The following is an 18949-nucleotide window of genomic DNA, read 5'->3' on the forward strand; positions in this document are numbered from 1 at the left end:
CATTTCGCCCCCCTGTGTCGTCGGCTGCCGCGTGGGCAGAGGGCAGAGTTTCATGGCAACGGCGAGGAATTTGCCGAATCGAACACATGCGTCCGCGCTTGCGATGGCGACCGCCATCTTCGGCGAAGGCGCGGGGGTCATCCCATGAGTTGGATCGGCCTTACCGACCTGACCAAGGGTCTTTTCAATCCGGCGGGACTGGGTGCGAAACCGCAGCACACGAATGTGCAGGTCGCCGCGCCGAACGAGATTCTTCCGACCGGAACATTGATCGTCGAAACCCTGTTCCGCCCCGAGACGGACGGATCACAGGCCGTCCTCCACTATGAACGCAGCAAAGATTGGCACCGGCACCTGTCGGTCGAGCTCAGGAAATCGGGCGAGATGCAGGTGCGCATGGTTCAGGGACAAAGCCGTTTCATCGCGCGACTGAAATTCCCGGTGCCCGAACGTGACGCGGCCATCAGGCTCTATTTCAGCTGGAATGCACCGGAACGCTGGGGTCGGCTGGCGGTGAAGCTTGTCGACACGGGCGAGTTCTTCGTCATCAAGGTGGGAAATCCGCTGCCCATGCCGATGCTCGACGCGCTGACGATCATGCGAAACGGCCATTCCACGCGGATCAGCGCCGAGGCGGCGTTCGTCGCGGTGTCGGACAAGGTGGAACCGGTCGGGCTTTCCGCCGGTATCTGCAAAGGGTCGCGCATCGAAACGCCGTCTGGTTCGGTGCGGGTCGAAAACCTCAGGCTGGGCGACCGCGTTCTGACCGCGACCTCCGGTATCCAGCCGGTACGCTGGATCACCCGGCGCACGGTGCCCGCGCTGGGCCGCTTTCGTCCGATCCGCATCCGTGCCCCGTTCTTCGGCCTGTCCGAAGACATGCTGGTCGCACCCGATCACCGCATCCTCGTCGAAGGGTCCGAGACCGAATATCTTCTGGGCGAACAAGACGCGCTTCTTCCGGCCCAGCGGTTGATGGGTAGCCGCGCGGCAGTGTCGGAAGCCCGGCTCAAGACCGTGACCTATTATCACGTCCTGCTCGACCGGCACGATTGCCTGCTGCACGACTCGCTCTGGTCCGAAAGCCTGTATGTCGGCCAGATTGCCACCGATCCGGTCAGGTTGGATGCCACGGCGCTTGCCGAGATGCCGCGCTCGGCCATTCCGACGCATCGGAGTTTCGCGCGTCACCGGCTGTCGGATCACGAAGCCCGGTCGCTTGCGTCCGTGCTCCACCGCTGACGGTGGACAGGCCATCATGCCGCTGACAGAGTAGCCGAAGGATATTTCAGGGAGTTCGCTATGCGCCATTTCGTCAAGGGACTCGCTTTCGCGGCGATCCTGCCCCTCGCCGCCTGTTTCGACGCCGACATCCGGGCCGATTTCACCAACACCGACGAGGTCAAGCTGGATGCGGTCATGACCATGGGCGCCGAAATCTACCAGATGGCGTCGAGCATGGGCGAAGATCCCTGTGAAGAAGGGATCGGAACCGAGAACGCCGATGGCACCTACACCTGTTCGATGCTCGAACGCCGGTCGCTCGAAGACCTGCTCATGGCGATGGACGACCCGGACAACGACATCGGAATCGGCGACGGGGTGACGATCGAAGAACTCGACAACGGCAACATCTCGATCTCGTTCGACCTGTCCGAGATGACGTCGGACCTGCCGCCCCCGGAAGAGCGGGAGCAGATGGCGGCCATGTTCGGCGACTCGCTTGAAGGGCACGCCATGTCGCTGACCGTGATCGGCAAGGAAATCGTGTCGACCAACGGCACGATCATCCGCGACGGCACCGCAGCCGAACTCGTGATCCCGCTGACCATCATGTTCATGCCGGAACCCGAAAGCCTTCCGTCCAGCTTCGACGTGGAACTCGTTCCTGGGTCTTAGTGCGTTTCGAACACGCGGGCCACAGCCTCAGGCAGGTCGGTGAGGTGGTCGCAAACCAGATTGGCCTGCCGGTGTTCCTCCGGCGTGCCGTATCCCCATGTCACCGCGATGGAGCGCATGCCGACGGCTCTTGCCGCGTCGATGTCGTGGTGCCGGTCGCCAATCATCACGGCATTCCCGGCACGTTCCCCGAGCTGATCCAGCGCATAGGTCAGCAGATCGCCCTTGTCGTTGCGCGTCCCGTCCAGCTCCGGTCCGAACTGGGCCGACAAGTGTCTATCCATGCCGAAATGCGCCGTGATCCGTTTCGCATAGACCAGCGGTTTCGCGGTCGCGAGGCACAGTCGATACTCTGCGGCGAGGCGCGCCAACACGCCCTCCACACCCGAATAGGGCACATTCTCGAATAGCCCGACCTCGGAAAACCGTTCCCGGTACAACGCGAGCGCCCTGACAGGGTCCGGCACGCCCAGCCGGGCGAAACTTTCGATCAAGGGCGGCCCGATCACCCACGTAAGGGTGTCGGGCGGCGGCGCGTCGAGCCCCGCGTGTTCCAGCGCATAAATCACCGACGTGACGATCCCCACCGCCGGGTCCGTCAGCGTTCCGTCAAGGTCGAGGAATACGGTGGTCATCCGCCGAACAAGAGCCACCCGTGCTCGGCCGCATAGACCGCAAGCGCAAGCAAAGCCACGACCGCGGCGGCGATGGCGAGCGAGGTTCTGATCGAGGTCTGGTGTTCCTCGGTCTCGAAGTCGCGGGGGCGGATCCCCTTGACCCGGAACACCACAAGCGCGGCGAGGTTGATCGCCGCGATGTTGATGACGACGGTGGCAAGCGCCCGGACCGCAGGCACATACGACCCGTTGCCCAGCAACAGGCCAAAGGCGGCGAGCGGCGGCAACAAGGCCGCCGCCACCATCACCCCGACAAGGCCCGAGGTCTGGCCACCCGCGACCATCAGCGCCGCCGCCGCGCCCGAGGCGAGCGGCAGCGCGACGGTCATGAGGGTCAGCGAACCGTCATAGGCCATCAACGAAGACTCCCCGTTGAACGGCACGATGAATCCCAGGATGACCCCAGCGACGACACCGACCCCCAGCCCGGCCCCAAGGGCGCGCAGCGCGATCCACATCAGCGGCACGGTGCCCAGCGTCGTCGCGAAGGCGAATGCGAGGATGGGCCCCAGCAGAGGGGCGATCACCATCGCGCCGATCACGACGGCGACCTGATCCTGCAACAGCCCGATGGCCGCGACGACCGTCGCCAGACCCGTCATCACGAGGTAATCGACGGTCAGCGCGGTGCCTTGGCGAATGTCGGAATAGATCTCTTCCCGCGCATTGGCGTTCTCGGCCTGGGCGACCCGTTCCTCTTCCTCCTCGTCCTCGGCCTTTGGCAGACGCGCCTCGGTCGGCAACGTGTGAAGGGTCCAGCCCTCCCGCCCGTCCATCGCTTCGGAAATGGCGTCGAGCACGTCCTGCATGTCGACATGATCCAGCGACGCGATGATGACCTGCCGATCATCCTCGCCCGACGGGAAACAGTACCAATGCTCTTCGGGAAGGTCTTTCAGGCAGCCCGTGATCGTCTCGACATGCTCTTTCGCCGTGACGATCTGGATCAGCCGGTCGCTCATGCCTCGCCGTCCTCGAAAAACGGCGTCATCTGCGCGACGACCACCGAATTCTCGGAAAGCGCACGATCCATCAGCGCCCGTTCTTCGTCCGGGATGTCATGGCCTTCGGACAGGCGCTCTTCCAGCGTGCCATAGCCCGTGACGTCAAGCGGGGCGAGGTCGGCTTGCTTCAGGATCGCGACCGTTTCGCGCACCGCCTCGGCCTCGTCCACGCCGGAGGCATAGCAGACGAGCGCGGCTCCGGTTGACCCGTCGGGCAACCCGTCGCCGTCTTTGCGCCCGACATCGACCAGCAGGGTATAGACCTTCTGACGTTTCGGTTTCTTCGGTTTGTCGGTCATGTCCGCCCCCGCATTCTTGCGGCAGAGGTGCGCCGGGGGCCTTGCAAAGTCAAGCACGGGCAAAGACCTCCACCCCGACGGCAAGCGCGTAGACGGCGATCATCAGCGCGCTTTCGATGCCGATCCGCGCCGGCCCCTCGCGCTGCCTCAGGATCAGGCCCGCCAGCAGCACCGCCGTCATGATAAGACCCGTTGCGAACCAGTAGAGATCGTTCATCCCGACCGCGTGGAAAATCGACCCCTCACGATAGGCCACGTCGGAGAAGACGAGGAACAGGGTGTCGAACGTGTTGCCGCCGATGATCCCGCCGACCGCGAGTTGAAGGGCGCCCCGGCGCACCGCGACAAGCGTCGTCACCAGCTCCGGCAGCGATGTGACGACGGCGGTGACGAGCGAACCGACCAGAGACGAACTCAGCCCGAAACGCGAAATGAACTGACCCCCGACCTGGCTGATGACCCAGCCGCAGCCCGCCATGACGACGACCAGCGCGGCGAAGATGATGGCGGGCTTTCGGGCGGACTTGGCCGCGTCGGCCTCATCCTCGGGTTCGTCGAAGCGCGTCTCGCCGGTTTCGACGGGTTCCCACATCGGTCGGTTGCGGACGGAGGTCGCAAGCCTGACGCCCCAGAGATATCCGGCGAACAGTATGATCGACACGGGGTGTATCGCGAAGAACGAAAAGTCCGGCCCTGCCATGGCGGCGATGGGCAGGGACAGAAGGATCAACAGCAGGACGGCCTGAAACATATTCGCAGGTTCGGCCGCCGCATGTTCCAGATTGGCGCGCCGATAGATCAGGTCGGCAATGGCAAGGAACAGGGTCTGTGCCGCGATCCCGCCGACGGCATTCGAGATGGCGAAACTCGCGTCGCCCGAGGACGCTGCCGTCACCGACACCACGACGCCCGACAGCGAGGTCGCGCCGCCAAGAACCAGCCCGCCGACCATCGCTTCGCCCATGCCTGTTCGGTCGGCGATGGTATCGGCCAACCCGGTCGCCTTGATCGACGCACCGACGACGAGGGCGCCCGCAATGCCGAACACGAGGAACAATACGACAGTCGAGAAATCGTCGAACAAACCGGGCCTTTCATGCGGGATTCGTGCCGGGGACCTAATCCCAACCCACGTGACCGCAGAGGGTTCCTTTTGCCTGCGGGAAGGAAACTCCGCCGCTTGCAGGCATATAACGATGGCGCATGGAAATGGGTCGACCGCGACATCGGTATTGGTGCCGGTGGTCGTTTCGGTCGATGATGCCGGACCGCGCGCCTCCACGCATTCCGCAGCAAGCCAAACGATCTTGATGGCTCACGGCCGCCAATCTAGGCTCCCTTGAGCGTAGCAGGAGGCCATGATGCTGGACGAGTTCGCCGATGGAATCTGGCTCGCCAATGGCCCCGAGGTCGTTGCCGCCATGGGGTTTCACTACCCCACGCGCATGGTGGTCGTGCGCCTGACCGATGGGGCGCTGTGGCTGTGGTCCCCCGTGGCGCTTTCACAGGATATCCGTGCGGCGGTCGATGCGATCGGACCTGTCGGATACCTCGTCGCACCGAACCACCTGCACCACGTCTTTCTAGCCGACTGGGCCGAAGCCTATCCGCGGGCGGAAATCTGGGCGGCGCCGGGGCTTGCCGAAAAACGGGGCGATCTGGCCTTCGCGGGCACCTTGGGGAACGATCCAGCGCCGCCTTGGTCCGATGTGATCGAACAGGTCGTTATCCCCGGCAACCGGATCACGACCGAGGTCGTGTTCTACCACATACCGTCGCGCACGGTCCTGTTCTGCGACCTGCTTCAGCAACTCCCGGTCGGCTGGTTCAAAGGCTGGCGGGCCATCGTGGCCCGACTCGACGGCATGATCGGTCTGGAACCGAGCGTGCCGAAGAAATTCCGCGTGGCGTTCAGCGACAAGGACGCCGCCCGCGCCGCCGTTCGCCGCATTCTGGGGTGGTCTCCCAAGGCTGTCGTCGTGGCGCACGGGGCGCCGGTCACGACCGATGGGACAGCCGTTCTCGAACGCGCTTTCGCGTGGCTCAGACCCCGGAAATGAGCACGCCGAGATACAGGACGTAGGAGGCGACGAACACCGCGCCTTCGCGACGTGACAGGCGCCAGCCGGTTATCGCGAACAGCACCATGGCGAGCGTTGCGGCCAGCATGACCCAGATGTCGAGCCGCAGGATTTCCGGCGGAATGGCCAAGGGCCGCAGCATCGCGGTCACGCCGAGAATGCCCAAGATGTTGAAGATGTTCGACCCCAGCACGTTGCCAAAGGCAACGTCGCCCTGACCCTTTCGCACCGCGATGATGGCGGTGACGAGTTCCGGCATCGACGTGCCGATGGCCACGATCGTCAGGCCAATCACGGTTTCCGACATGCCCGCCAGTTCAGCCAGACCGACGGCCCCGAACACCAGCGCCCGCGCGGCGAAGATGGTCAGCACGAGACCGCCGACCGCGATGCCCAGTGCGGCACCCAGCGACAGGGAGGCCTGCGGAATGGCCTCGGCCTCGGCGGCATAGACCGCGCCGGTGGCGGTGTTGCGCCGCCGCTCGATGACCAGCGTCGCGATGAGGTAGACCAGCAGCAGGCCGAACAGCAGCACGCCGGCCCCCCGCCCAAGCGCGCCGGTCAGGGCGACCGCTACAAGGAGCACGCTTGCCGCGATCACCACGCCACCATCGCGCATCAGGGCGTTCCGGTCGATCAGCACGGGCCGTATCAGGGCGGTGAGACCGAGGATCAGCAGGATGTTCCCGGTGTTCGATCCGACGACGTTGCCGATGGCGATTCCGGGCGATCCCGCAAAGGCGGCCTGGATCGATGTGACCAGCTCCGGCGCCGAGGTGCCGAAGCCCACAAGCGTAAGGCCGATCACCATGGGCGACAGGCCTGCCCGTTCGGCGACGGACACGGCCCCCCGGACCAGAAACTCGCCGCCGATGACCAGCCCGACAAGGCCGCCGAGCAGAAACAGAACATCGATCATGGGAAAGAGCACTCCGAGAACGCAAAGACCGCGCTCGACTCAGATGGTCCCCCGCCGAGCCATTTCAATCCACTGCCGCAAAAAACCCGCGGCCTGACCGAGGCCTTGCGACCCCTGCGATACGCGAAGGCCGCGCATCCATCGACGCGCGGCCCAATATGTCTCCGGTCTCGTCGACCTCCGGTTCAAGTCCCGCGACGGAAGGCCCGTGCGATGAAGATCAGCAGGCAGGCACCGATGAAGCCGACGACGAGTTGACCCAGCCAGCCGCCCAGCGTGCTCCCCACCACGAACATCAGGATGGCGTTCAGCACCAGCGCACCGACGATCCCGAGAATGATGTTCATCAGAAGCCCCATGTTGGACTTCATGACTTGTTCCGCCAGCCACCCGGCCACGGCGCCGATGATGATAGCTGCAAACCAACCGACTCCGGTCATGTCAAATCTCCTGTTGTCTGTACCGGGCAGGCCGGTGTTCCCCGAACAAACACGAAAAAGGGCCGGAGTGTTCCCCGGCCCTGATCCAAAACCCAGCGATGAGTGGGTATCAGTCGCGCAGAAGCTCGTTGATCCCGGTCTTGGAGCGCGTCTTTTCGTCCACGCGCTTCACGATCACCGCGCAGTACAGGTTCACGCCGCCGGTCGAGGGCATGGAGCCGGAGACGACGACCGAATAGGGCGGCACTTCGCCGTACATGACTTCGCCGGTCTCGCGGTCCACGATCTTGGTGGACTGGCCGATGTAGACACCCATGCCAAGAACCGAACCCTCGCGCACGATAACGCCCTCGACCACTTCGGACCGGGCACCGATGAAGCAGTTGTCTTCGATGATCGTCGGACCGGCCTGCATCGGTTCCAGCACGCCGCCGATACCCACGCCGCCCGACAGGTGCACGCCCTTGCCGATCTGTGCGCAGGACCCGACCGTGGCCCATGTGTCGACCATCGTGCCCTCGTCGACGTAGGCGCCGAGGTTCACGAAGGACGGCATCAGCACGACGCCCGGCGCGATGTAGGCCGACTTGCGAACGACGCAGTTCGGCACGGCGCGAAAGCCTGCGGCCTTCCACTGGTTGTCGCCCCAGCCCTTGAACTTGGAGTCGACCTTGTCCCACCAGCCGCCGCCTTGCGGGCCGCCCGGCTGGATTTCCATGTCCTTGATGCGAAAGCCCAGAAGAACGGCCTTCTTGGCCCACTGGTTCACATGCCAGTCGCCGTTGTCCCGGCGCTCGGCCACGCGCAGCTCGCCCGAGTCGAGCGCGTTCAGCGTATCTTCGATGGCTTCGCGGGTTTCGCCCCCGGTCGTCGGCGTGATCGTATCGCGCGCCTCCCAGGCGGCTTCGATGGCGGTCTCCAGTGCGGCGTTGGACATGGTGTCTCCCCGAAATCCCGTGTTACGTCTTGTGTCGCGACGGCTATAAAGGCGGACGCAGCCCCGCGCAACGCGGCAAGAGAGGACGAGCATGACAGAACAAAGCCGCGCCCACCCGTTCCGGGACAGCTCCGAAGACCGGCGGGCGAGCCACGACATCCCGGACACGCCGCAGACGCGCAGCCCCACCTATGCGCTGGCCTTCGACGATCCCGAATTTCTGGCACGCGAGGAATTGCGCCCGGTGCGGCTGCAACTGGAGCTTCTGAAACCGGAGCTCGTCATGAACGAGGCGGGGATCAAGTCGACGGTGGTCATGTTCGGCGGCGCACGGATTCCGGCCCCCGCGAACAAGGACAAGGCCCGCACCGACACCTTGCGCAATTTGTCGAAATACTACGATCAGGCCCGCGAATTCGCGCGACTTCTGACCATCGAAGGGCTGAAGACGCCGGAGCTAGAAAAGGTCGTCGTCACGGGCGGCGGTCCCGGTGTGATGGAGGCCGGCAGCCGGGGCGCGGCGGACGCGGGCGGTGTGTCCATCGGCCTGAACATCGTCCTGCCGCACGAGCAGGCGCCGAACGAATACGTGACGCCGGAGCTGTGTTTCAACTTCCACTACTTCGCCATCCGCAAGATGCATTTCCTGATGCGGGCCGAGGCGATTGCCGTTTTCCCCGGCGGCTTCGGCACGCTGGACGAGTTGTTCGAGAGCCTGACCCTGATCCAGACCGGACGGATGAAACAGATCCCGATCCTGCTTTTCGGGCGCGAATTCTGGGAACGGATCATCGACTGGAAGGCGTTGGAAGATGCGGGCACGATTTCGCCCGACGATCTCAAGCTGTTCAGGTTCGTGGACACCGCAGAGGAGGCGATCGAGGCGATGGAGAACTGGGACGAAAAGGGCCAGAAGCGCCGTGTCATTCCCGGACGCTGACCTCATCTATTTCTGGGAACAGCAGGGGGCCGTCGAGCCGCTCGTCCGCTGGAAGCCCCTGACGGGCGGCAACACCAACGCGCTCTGGCAAGTGGGCGACCGGGTGGTGAAGCTTTATCGGCCCGAGGCCGACACGCCGCTGTTCACGAACGACCCCAACGCGGAACGGCAGGTTCTGAGGGCGCTGAAAGGCACGAACCTCGCCCCCGAACTGATCGCGGCCGAGGGCGACAGTCTGGTCTATCGCCTCGCCCCCGGTCGGGGCTGGCAGCCGGAGGATGGCGTGGCCTGCGTGGCCGAGCGGCTGTCCCGCCTGCACGCGATCGAAGCGCCCGAAGGTCTGCCGCACAAGCCGATGGGCAAGGATGCCTTGGTTCAGCAGACCATGGCGCTGGGCGAAAACGTCCCGGTCGTGCCGGACGATCTGCCGAAAGCCCGCGAGGCGTTCATCCACGGCGATGCGACGGCGGCGAACGCGTTGGTGTCGGAAGGCCGGGTGACCTTCATCGACTGGCAATGCCCCGGCGTGGGGGATGCCTGCGACGACATCGCGGTGTTCCTGTCGCCGGCGATGCAGGTCATCTCCGGCAACCGGCCCTTGACCGAGGACGAGGTGGAAGGATTTCTGGCGGCCTATGGCGAGGGCGACGTGACCGAGCGATACCGCGCCCTCGCGCCGCTCTATCAGGCCCGGATGCGCGGCTACTGCCGCTGGCGGGCCGCGCGCGGTGACGACGGATACGGCAAGGCGTCGCTGCTTGAAAGATGAGTGCGCTTGCGCGCACGCTTTATGAGCCTGTCCCTGCCTCTGGCAGGCACAGGCGGGGCGAGAGGGCCAGCCCTCTCGCGCTCTCCCGAGGTTTCCGGAAACAGAGAAGGGGCGAGGCGGTCAGAGAAGCGCTTCGATCAGGACGGCGGCAAGGGTGATAGCCGCGCCAAGTGCGACATACCCCATGGCGCGCAGCGGACGGGCTCGGTCGACCTCTTTCTGCGGTTTCGCCTGATTGATGAGCGCGGCTTCCGCGAGTTCCGGCAGGCGCGGGCCGAAACGGGATAGGACTTTCACCGTCTTGATAAGGTCGTTGATGACGGCCTTGGGCCCGATGGCGCCAGCGATGTAATCCTCGACGATTGGGCGCGCGATTTCCCAGATGTTGATATGTGGGTTCAGCGAGCGCGACACGCCCTCGACGATCACCATCGTGCGTTGCAGATGGATAAGCTCCGTGCGCGTCTGCATCCCGAATTTTTCGGTCACTTCGAAGAGATAGGCGAGAAGCCGACCCATCGAAATGTGGCTCGCATCCATGCCGAAGATCGGTTCGCCGACGGCGCGCAGGGCCCGCGCGAATTCCTCGACATCCTTGTCGGCGGGCACGTATCCGGCCTCGAAATGCACCTCGGCCACGCGTTTGTAGTCGCGCTGGATGAAGCCATAGAGAATCTCGGCATAGACCCGGCGGGTGTATTCGTCGATGCGCCCCATGATGCCGAAGTCGATGGCGATGAGGTCGCCGTTCGCCGCGATCTTGAGGTTGCCCTGATGCATATCGCCGTGAAACAGCCCGTCACGCAGCGCATGGGCGAGGAACAGGTGCAAGACGCGGTTCCCGATCGCTTCGAGGTCGAGGTTCGATCTGCGGAGTTTTTCGAGATCGTTCGCGGGAATGCCCTCGGCCCAATCCATCGTCATCACGCGGCGGGAACTGAGGCCCCAGTTGATGCGCGGGACGACGAAGCCCGCGTCTTTTTCGGTGTTCTCGGCGAACTCGGACGCCGAAGAGGCCTCCTGCCGCAGATCCAGCTCACCCAGCACCACGTTTTCGAAATGGTTGACCACGTCCTGCGGGCGCAGGCGGCGGGTCTGAGGCAGGAGCACCTCGATCACGCGCGCTGCGAAATGGAAGGCATCGAGGTCGTTGCGGAAGGCCCGTTCGATGCGGGGGCGAAGCACCTTGACCGCGACCTGTTCGCCGGTCGCGCGGATACGTGCCTTGTGCACCTGCGCGATCGAGGCCGCCGCGACCGGATCGGAGAAGTCCGAAAATACATCGTCGACTTTGATCTCGAGCTCGCTTTCGATCATCCGGCGCGCGACGTCGGTGGGGAAGGGGTCGAGCTTGTCTTGCAGGTATTGCAGTTGCTCGGCCAGTTCTTCGCCCACGACATCGGGGCGGGTCGAGAGGATCTGCCCGAACTTGATGTAGGCCGGGCCCATCGCCGTCACGGCGCGGGTCACCGGGGGGAGCGACTTGTCGCCGCGTTTTCCGACCCATGCGAAGGTCCAGCTGACCGCGCGGGTCGTGACCCTGACCAGCGGCGGGGCGTTCATCGCGTGCAGCACCTCGCCCAAGGCGCCGGTGCGTGCGAACGTCGCGCCGATACGGATCAGGCGCCAGATGTTGATCGGGCCTTTCATCAGATCTTCCAGCCGGAATGCAGCGCCGCGATCCCCATCGTCAGGTTGCGGTATTTCACCTGCTCGAACCCGGCGGTGCGGATCATGCCTGCGAAGGTTTCCTGATCCGGGAAACGGCGGATCGATTCGACGAGATACTGGTAGCTGTCGCGGTCGTTCGCGATCACCTGCCCCATACGGGGGATGATGTTGAACGAGTAAAGGTCATAGACCTTCTGCATCATGTCGTTGGGAATCTGGCTGAATTCCAGCACCATGATCCGCCCGCCGGGTTTCAGCACGCGATAGGCCTCGGCCAGCGCGTCGGCGATGCGTGTCACGTTCCGGATGCCGAAGCTGATGGTGTAGACATCGAAGCTGTTGTCGTCGAACGGGAGCGCCATGGCGTCGCCCACGACCCATTCGAGGCTTGCGGCCATCTGTTCGGCTTCGGCCCGTTTGCGGCCTTCGATCAGCATTCCCTCGGTCATGTCGCAGACCGTGGCGTGGGCCCCGGGTGCGCGGTTCAGGAACCGGAACGCCACGTCGCCGGTGCCGCCCGCCACATCGAGCAGTTTCTGACCGGGGCGCGGGGCGAGCCAGTCCATCATCGCGTCTTTCCAGACGCGGTGGATGCCCATGCTCATCACGTCGTTCATGATGTCGTATTTCGAGGCGACATTGGTGAAGACGCCGTGCACCATCCCGGCCTTCTGATCCTCGTCGACGGTCTGGTAGCCGAAGTGGGTGGTCTTTTTGTCGTCGGTCATGCGTCTTGCCTCGATCAGGTCAGAGTGCAGATAACCTCCCTGACGGCAAACGACAAACCCGAACTGGCGGGCAGACTGTCGCGCCGGGCGCCGATGCCCTATATACGCACGGCTTACCAAGGGGGATGAGATGCCGGAACTGCCAGAGGTCGAAACGGTTCGCCGGGGGTTGGAGCCCGTGATGACGGGTCACAGGATCGCGCGGGCCGAGGTTCGGCGCGAAGGTCTGCGCTGGCTGTTTCCCGAGCGCATGGCCGAGCGGTTGACGGGTGCGACCGTGCTGGGCCTGCGGCGGCGGTCGAAATACATCCTCGCCGATCTGGATACGAATGAGACATGCCTGATCCACCTTGGCATGTCCGGGCGCATCCTGATTTCCGGGACCACGCTGGGCAAGTTCCACCATGAGCACCCCGCGCCGGAAAAACACGATCACGTCGTGCTCGACATGAACGGCGGCGCGCGGATCACGCTGAACGATGCGCGGCGGTTCGGGGCGATGGACCTGTTCACGACCGGCACGGGTGATCTTCATCCGCTCATCGCCGCTTTGGGGCCGGAACCATTGGGAAACGAATTCAACGAAGGCTACCTGATCGCGAAACTCGCCGGGAAGAACACGCCGATCAAGTCGGCGCTGCTGGATCAGCGGATCGTGGCGGGGCTGGGAAATATCTATGTGTGCGAGGCGCTTTATCGTGCGGGCATCCACCCGGCCCGCAAGGCGGGGCGCATTTCGGCCGCCCGTATCGCGTCGCTGGTTCCCATCATCCGCGACGTGCTGGCCGAGGCGATCGCGGCAGGGGGGAGCTCGTTGCGCGATTACCGGCAGGCCGACGGCGAGTTGGGATATTTTCAACACACTTTCCGGGTCTACGACCAAGAGGGTCAGCCCTGCAAAACCCCGGAATGTCAGGCGAAAATCGCGCGGATCGTGCAATCCGGCCGTTCGTCCTTCTACTGCCCCACGTGTCAAAGGTGACTTGAAGCCCCGCCTGAGACTCGCTTAGGCATGGGCGGACTGCACGGGAAGGGGCATCATAACAGATGGCTTACGACAACATCATCGTGGACGTGGAAGATCACGTCTGCACAATCAAACTCAACCGTCCGGATGCGCTGAACGCGCTGAACCTCGAACTGCTCAAGGAACTGGGCGACGCGCTGGCGGACGGGCAGAAGAACGACAAGGTTCGCTGCTTCATCATCACAGGCTCGGAAAAGGCTTTCGCGGCGGGCGCGGACATCAAGATGATGTCGAGCAAGAGCTTTGCCGACGTGTTTCTGGGTGATCTCTTCACGCCGGAAGAAGAAGCGGTCATGCGCATCCGCAAGCCGATCATCGCGGCGGTGTCGGGTTACGCGCTGGGCGGCGGTTGCGAGCTGGCCATGATGTGCGATTTCATCATCGCGGCGGACAGCGCCAAGTTCGGACAGCCCGAGGTGAACCTGGGCGTGATGGCCGGCATGGGCGGCACGCAGCGCCTGACGCGTCTGGTGGGCCGGGCCAAGTCGATGGACATGAACCTGACGGGTCGGTTCATGGACGCGGAAGAAGCCGAGCGTTCGGGGCTGGTCAGCCGCGTGGTTCCCGCGAAGAAGCTGCTGGACGAGGCGACCGCGGCCGCCCGCAAGATCGCCGAGAAGGGCATGATCAGCGTCATGGCGATCAAGGAAGCGGTGCATCGCGCCGACCAGATGCCGCTGACCGAGGCGATCCTGTTCGAACGCCGCGTGTTCCATTCGCTCTTCGCGTCCGAGGACCAGAAAGAGGGTATGGCCGCCTTCATCGAAAAGCGCGAGCCGCAGTTCCGCGACAAGTGATCCTGTCCCGGCTGGTTTGCGCCAGCCGGGCGTCACATTGCGTCAGGGCTTGCGACGGGGCGTGGCGTTCGCGCCGCGCGGTTGCTTGCCCTTCACCGCGCTCGCACGCGGTTTCCTGAACGACTTCGACGTATCGCCTGCACCGGGCTTGCCTGCGGGTTTCGGCTTGGCAGCCCCGGCAGGTTTGCCTTTCGGCGACGGCCGGTCGCCCGAAGGTTTCGCGCCTTTCGGCTTGTAGGGCTTCTTGCCGTCACCCTTGGGCTTGAACTCGCCTTTCGGTTTGAAGTCGCCCTTGGGTTTGAACTCGCCTTTGGGTTTGCCGCGTGGCTTGTCATCATCCTTGCGGTCTGATGTCTTGCGCGGCTTGTAGGCGGTCGTCGCGCCATCCTCGGCCTGCGCGCGCCGTTTGTCGTCGAATTTGCGCTTCGCGGCGCCATGTTCGCGCGGCTTGTCGTCCGACCGCTCTTTCCGCTCGCCCCGGTCACGCGGGCCTTTGTTGAAGGGCGGTTTTCCGTCGCGGCCGCCCGGCTTGCCGTCCCGGCGTTCGGGCTTGGAACGCGGACCAAGCTCGGGCGCGGCGTCCAGCGCACGGGCCTTGATGCCCTCGTCCAGTTCGCCGTCCGCGCCGAGCGACGACAGGAACCCTTCGGCACTCTTTTCGGTCAGTTCGAGATAGGTCTCGGCCCCCTGAACCCGGATCGCGCCGATGTCGGCCTTGTCAACGCCACTCGCCCGCATGATGAGGGGGAGGAGCCAGCGCGCTTCGGCCTTTTCGGCCTGCCCGACCGACAGCGCGAACCACTTGCTCGGCCCGAACGGCTTGCGCTCCTTGCGCTCCGGCTTCGTATCCGGGGGCAGCAGATCCTCGGGCGCACCCTGGCGCGACTGGAACAGACGCAGATAGGCGGCTGCGACCGCTTCGGCCCCGTGCTGGGCGAGCAGTTTCTCGGCAAAGGCCGCCTGCGCCTCGGTCACAGGTTCGGACCACACGGGATCGGCCAGCAGACGCTCTTCGTCCTTAGCGTGGATGTCGTCAGCCGACGGCGCTTCGGTCCATTTGGCGGTGACCTTGGCCCAGCCAAGCAGACGCTCGGTCTTTTTCACGTCGCGCGGCGGAACGATCAGGGCCGAAATGCCCTTGCGCCCGGCGCGGCCCGTGCGGCCCGAACGGTGCGTCAGGCTTTCGGTGTTCTTCGGCAGATCGGCGTGAATCACCAGATCGAGGTTCGGCAGGTCGATCCCCCGCGCGGCCACGTCGGTCGCCACGCAGACCTGCGCCCGCCCGTCGCGCATGGCTTGCAGCGCGTGGGTGCGTTCGTTCTGGCTGAGCTCACCCGACAGGCTCACCACGTTCAGGCCACGGTTCGACAACCGCGCGGTCAGGTGCGCGACCTGCGCGCGGGTGTTGGCGAACACGATGGCGTTTTCCGAATCGTGGTAGCGCAGAAGGTTGAAGATCGCGTTCTCGGCATCGGTCTGGGCCACGCGGATCGCCTGATACGCGATGTCGGCGTGCTGGGTCGCGCCCGTGATCGTGTTCACCCGCGCGGCGTCGTTCTGATACTGCTCGGCAAGCTTCGCGATGGTCGGCGGCACGGTGGCCGAGAACAGCAGGATGCGCCGCTCTTCGGGCGCTTCTTCCAGCATGAACTCAAGGTCTTCGCGGAAACCGAGGTCGAGCATCTCATCCGCTTCGTCCAGCACGATGGCGCGCAGTTCACTCATATCCAGCGACCCGCGCTGAATGTGGTCGCGCAGGCGGCCCGGCGTGCCGACGACGATATGCGCGCCGCGCTCCAGCGCCCGGCGTTCGTCCCGCATGTCCATCCCGCCCACGCAGGAGGCGAGGCGCGCGCCGGTCTTGCCATAAAGCCAGATCAGTTCGCGCTTCACCTGCATCGCAAGTTCGCGCGTCGGTGCGACGACGAGCGCCAGCGGCAGACCGGCAGGCCCGAACTCTTCGTCCTCACCCAGAAGCGTGGGCGCGATGGCCAGGCCGAAGCCCACCGTTTTCCCCGACCCGGTCTGGGCCGAAACCAGCAGGTCGCGACCGGCGAGATCGGGATCGCTCACCGCCTCCTGCACCGGGGTAAGAGTGTCGTAACCGCGCTCGGCGAGCGCTTCGTTAATCAGGCGGGTCATGTTCAGGTGGTCCGTAGTCGTCGGTGCATTGGCACGCATGGGCGCGATCTGGCCGCGCAAGATCAGCGTCCTTACAGCGCGGCGCAGGGTTTGTATATGAAAATAACGGGGATCATTGAAGGATTCGCTCACAAGGGACTTCACAAGCCGTGCGAAACCCCATATACGCCGCCGCTACATGCGCGTGAGACCCGCTCAGGTCGGAATCAGCCGGTAGGAAACCCGGTCGGGACGTCGTCTCATGCTGCCGATATTTGAAACGAACCCGACGAAGGGAAGATCACCATGGCGAATACGCCCCAGTCCAAGAAACGCGCCCGTCAGAACGAGCGTCGTTTTGCCGTCAACAAAGCCCGCCGTTCGCGCATCCGCACCTACCTCCGCAAAGTCGAGGAAGCCATCGCTTCGGGCGACAAGGAAGCGGCGACCGCCGCCCTCAAAGCCGCCCAGCCCGAACTGATGCGTGGCGTGACCAAAGGCGTCTACCACAAGAACACCGCAGCGCGGAAAATGTCCCGCCTGTCTTCGCGCGTGAAGGCGCTTGCCTGATCCGTCATCGGACGTGACGACGCGACATCAAGGCGCGGCCCCAAGCGGGCCGCGTTTTTTCGTTCGGGCGTGCAGATGATGCCGAACGGACACGCCATGTATGCTTTCGGACAATTCGATCCAAAGCCACGATTCGGTTCAAACCGACAGTTTCCCAAGTGAAACATTGCAATTGTGAAAGCGGCTCTGGATTCGTTTGACCCCAGTCAGAGTCAAGCGCGAAGATCAGTTGCGACTCTCCCGACCCCCCACCTATCTTGAGCAGGCGATTCACATCGCTGACTTGGGACAGAACGGAAAACGGGGGTGGGGATCCTCGTTCAGCCGTACCGAAGGGATCTGAGGGGGTACCTTCGGCTGCAAACCGGACGCAATCCGGCACCTACGGAGTATTCCGTCGGGCGCTTGTTGCGTTTGGTGGCGCGTGACCTTTGCGGGTCATGGGCCGTCAGTCTTGTCAGAGATGATCGCTGAACCGGCATGTGCCTTGCCGGGGGAACGGGCCGCGCGACACGCGGACTAAACGAAGCAGGTCAGAGACGAGATGGCGGATAATATGTGGGGACAAGTACGCGAGCGGCTGGAACGCTCGGTCGGGCAGAATAACTATCGGAACTGGATCGAACCCCTCGAGTTCAACGATCTGGACGGGGGCGTCGCGACGTTCCTCGTGCCGACGAACTTCATGGGTAACTGGGTTCAGCGCAATTTCGGCGAGCAGATTCTTCAGCATATGGTGAATGCCGGTGCGCGGGTCTCGCGGCTCGAATTCGTCGTGCCCCGTGTCGGTGAGACGAACCGTGCCGCCGCCGCGGACGAGGCCCCGGCACCCGCGAACGGAAACGCCCGGCCTGCCGCCGCCAAGTCCGGGGCGAGCGACGACCTTCCGGGGGCGCCGCTCGACAAACGCTTCACCTTCGACAGCTTCGTCGTCGGCAAGCCGAACGAGCTTGCCCATGCCGCCGCACGCCGCGTGGCCGAGGGTGGCCCCGTCACCTTCAACCCGCTGTTCCTTTATGGTGGCGTCGGTCTCGGCAAGACGCACCTGATGCATGCCATCGCGCATGAAATGACCGAGCGGCAGCCGCAGTTGCGCGTCCTCTACCTGTCCGCCGAACAGTTCATGTATCGCTTCGTGCAGGCGCTGCGCGACAAGCAGATGATGGACTTCAAACACATGTTCCGCTCGGTCGATGTCCTGATGGTCGATGACGTGCAGTTCATCGCGGGCAAGGATTCGACGCAGGAAGAGTTCTTCCACACGTTCAATGCGCTGATCGACCAGAACAAGCAGATCATCATTTCCGCCGACCGTGCGCCGGGCGAGATCAAGGATCTGGAAGAGCGGATCAAGTCGCGCCTCCAGTGCGGCCTTGTCGTCGATCTGCACCCGACCGATTACGAACTGCGCCTCGGCGTGCTTCAATCCAAAGTCGCGGCCTACCGCGAAACCTACCCTGACCTGTCCATCGCAGACGGCGTGCTGGAATTCCTCGCCCACCGGATCACCACGAATGTCCGCGTGCTCGAAGGGGCCCTGATGCGGCTCTTCGCCTTCGCCTCGCTCGTCGGGGGGGAAATCACGCTGGACCGTGCTCAGGAATGCCTGACCGATGTGCTGCGCGCCTCGGACCGCAAGGTCACGGTCGAAGAAATCCAGCGCAAGGTGGCCGAACATTACGGAATTCGCCTGTCCGACCTCATCGGCCCCAAACGCCTGCGCTCGATCGCGCGTCCGCGTCAGGTGGCGATGAAGCTGTCCAAGGATCTGACCACCCGGTCCTATCCCGACATTGGGCGCCGCTTCGGTGGCCGTGACCATTCGACGGTCATGCATGCGGTCAAGCGGGTCGAGGAACTGGTCTCGACGGACCACCAGATCGCCGAAGACGTCGACCTTTTGCGCAAGGCGCTGGAGCACTAGGCCCAGCGCGATGGACGCACGTCGATGCCGGGGCGGGGCCTTGACCCTGCCTTGAAACACTCAGACAGTGCGAAAAACCTTGAGACGGGCGGGGAACCGGGTAATGTCGCCGTCCCGGGGCCAGTGCGCCCTGACGATATCGGGAG

19 protein-coding genes are annotated in these 18949 nt (G+C 64.2%); 9 read left to right on the forward strand and 10 right to left on the reverse strand.

The window, feature by feature from the left end; translation table 11 throughout:
* Positions 1-144 precede the first annotated feature (144 nt).
* Complete coding sequence (locus tag FCT00_RS06560; protein WP_138422308.1) at positions 145-1242, forward strand: Hint domain-containing protein; 1098 nt, start codon at positions 145-147, stop codon at positions 1240-1242.
* Between the two features lie 60 nt (positions 1243-1302).
* The gene (locus FCT00_RS06565) at positions 1303-1899 is read left to right on the forward strand and encodes a hypothetical protein (protein WP_138422309.1); all 597 of its coding nucleotides are present in this window, start codon (positions 1303-1305) and stop codon (positions 1897-1899) included.
* Here the strand turns inward: FCT00_RS06565 and FCT00_RS06570 are convergent.
* From FCT00_RS06570 to FCT00_RS06585, 4 genes are read right to left on the reverse strand one after another with little or no spacing between them, the layout of a single operon-like run.
* A complete protein-coding gene (locus FCT00_RS06570) occupies positions 1896-2534 on the reverse strand; it encodes an HAD hydrolase-like protein (protein WP_138422310.1) in 639 nt (212 codons plus the stop codon). The genes FCT00_RS06565 and FCT00_RS06570 overlap by 4 nt on opposite strands.
* Positions 2531-3538 carry a TIGR00341 family protein gene (locus FCT00_RS06575; protein ID WP_008332314.1) on the reverse strand — a complete coding sequence of 336 codons (1008 nt, stop codon included), beginning with the start codon at positions 3536-3538 and terminating at the stop codon, positions 2531-2533. Before FCT00_RS06575 ends, FCT00_RS06570 begins: the two co-directional genes overlap by 4 nt.
* Positions 3535-3879, reverse strand: a complete 345-nt coding sequence (locus FCT00_RS06580; protein WP_138422311.1) for a hypothetical protein — start codon at positions 3877-3879, stop codon at positions 3535-3537. Before FCT00_RS06580 ends, FCT00_RS06575 begins: the two co-directional genes overlap by 4 nt.
* A 49-nt stretch (positions 3880-3928) precedes the next feature.
* Positions 3929-4963, reverse strand: coding sequence for a sodium:calcium antiporter (locus FCT00_RS06585; protein WP_138422312.1), 1035 nt, complete (start codon positions 4961-4963; stop codon positions 3929-3931).
* Between the two features lie 277 nt (positions 4964-5240).
* Between FCT00_RS06585 and FCT00_RS06590 the strand changes: the two genes are divergently transcribed.
* Entirely contained in the window at positions 5241-5939 is a 699-nt protein-coding gene (locus FCT00_RS06590) for a DUF4336 domain-containing protein (RefSeq protein ID WP_235888946.1), read from the forward strand.
* Here the strand turns inward: FCT00_RS06590 and FCT00_RS06595 are convergent.
* The 3 genes from FCT00_RS06595 to dapD form a co-directional block, all read right to left on the reverse strand.
* Positions 5923-6879 (reverse strand): calcium/sodium antiporter, encoded by a 957-nt coding sequence (locus tag FCT00_RS06595; protein WP_138422314.1) that lies wholly within the window; start codon positions 6877-6879, stop codon positions 5923-5925. The genes FCT00_RS06590 and FCT00_RS06595 overlap by 17 nt on opposite strands.
* A 185-nt stretch (positions 6880-7064) precedes the next feature.
* Complete coding sequence (locus FCT00_RS06600; protein ID WP_008332309.1) at positions 7065-7319, reverse strand: GlsB/YeaQ/YmgE family stress response membrane protein; 255 nt, start codon at positions 7317-7319, stop codon at positions 7065-7067.
* Between the two features lie 109 nt (positions 7320-7428).
* The gene (dapD, locus tag FCT00_RS06605; RefSeq protein WP_008332307.1) at positions 7429-8256 is read right to left on the reverse strand and encodes a 2,3,4,5-tetrahydropyridine-2,6-dicarboxylate N-succinyltransferase; all 828 of its coding nucleotides are present in this window, start codon (positions 8254-8256) and stop codon (positions 7429-7431) included.
* Positions 8257-8347: 91 nt separating this feature from the next.
* Between dapD and FCT00_RS06610 the strand changes: the two genes are divergently transcribed.
* Together FCT00_RS06610 and FCT00_RS06615 are read left to right on the forward strand one after the other, a co-directional pair.
* Positions 8348-9196, forward strand: coding sequence for an LOG family protein (locus FCT00_RS06610; protein ID WP_138422315.1), 849 nt, complete (start codon positions 8348-8350; stop codon positions 9194-9196).
* A complete protein-coding gene (locus FCT00_RS06615) occupies positions 9177-9965 on the forward strand; it encodes a phosphotransferase family protein (RefSeq protein ID WP_008332291.1) in 789 nt (262 codons plus the stop codon). Before FCT00_RS06610 ends, FCT00_RS06615 begins: the two co-directional genes overlap by 20 nt.
* A gap of 120 nt (positions 9966-10085) precedes the next feature.
* Here FCT00_RS06615 and ubiB read toward each other — a convergent pair whose 3' ends face one another.
* Entirely contained in the window at positions 10086-11615 is a 1530-nt protein-coding gene (ubiB, locus tag FCT00_RS06620) for a 2-polyprenylphenol 6-hydroxylase (RefSeq protein ID WP_138422317.1), read from the reverse strand.
* Positions 11615-12364 carry a bifunctional demethylmenaquinone methyltransferase/2-methoxy-6-polyprenyl-1,4-benzoquinol methylase UbiE gene (ubiE, locus tag FCT00_RS06625; protein WP_138422318.1) on the reverse strand — a complete coding sequence of 250 codons (750 nt, stop codon included), beginning with the start codon at positions 12362-12364 and terminating at the stop codon, positions 11615-11617. The genes ubiB and ubiE overlap by 1 nt, the downstream gene beginning before the upstream one ends.
* A 130-nt stretch (positions 12365-12494) precedes the next feature.
* Here ubiE and mutM point away from each other — a divergent pair, with 130 nt between their 5' ends.
* On the forward strand, positions 12495-13346 hold the full coding sequence (mutM, locus tag FCT00_RS06630) for a bifunctional DNA-formamidopyrimidine glycosylase/DNA-(apurinic or apyrimidinic site) lyase (protein WP_138422319.1): 852 nt from the start codon (positions 12495-12497) through the stop codon (positions 13344-13346).
* 65 nt (positions 13347-13411) lie between these two features.
* Complete coding sequence (locus tag FCT00_RS06635) at positions 13412-14188, forward strand: enoyl-CoA hydratase (protein ID WP_008332287.1); 777 nt, start codon at positions 13412-13414, stop codon at positions 14186-14188.
* Between the two features lie 42 nt (positions 14189-14230).
* On the opposite strand, the gene FCT00_RS06640 is transcribed toward FCT00_RS06635, so the two are convergent.
* Complete coding sequence (locus tag FCT00_RS06640) at positions 14231-16330, reverse strand: DEAD/DEAH box helicase (RefSeq protein WP_171042909.1); 2100 nt, start codon at positions 16328-16330, stop codon at positions 14231-14233.
* Positions 16331-16615: 285 nt separating this feature from the next.
* Here FCT00_RS06640 and rpsT point away from each other — a divergent pair, with 285 nt between their 5' ends.
* A complete protein-coding gene (rpsT, locus tag FCT00_RS06645) occupies positions 16616-16879 on the forward strand; it encodes a 30S ribosomal protein S20 (protein WP_008332285.1) in 264 nt (87 codons plus the stop codon).
* Between the two features lie 544 nt (positions 16880-17423).
* Positions 17424-18803, forward strand: a complete 1380-nt coding sequence (dnaA, locus tag FCT00_RS06650; RefSeq protein ID WP_138422321.1) for a chromosomal replication initiator protein DnaA — start codon at positions 17424-17426, stop codon at positions 18801-18803.
* Positions 18804-18949: the final 146 nt, after the last annotated feature.

The organism is Maritimibacter alexandrii, from assembly GCF_005871115.1.
GTDB lineage: Bacteria > Pseudomonadota > Alphaproteobacteria > Rhodobacterales > Rhodobacteraceae > Maritimibacter > Maritimibacter alkaliphilus.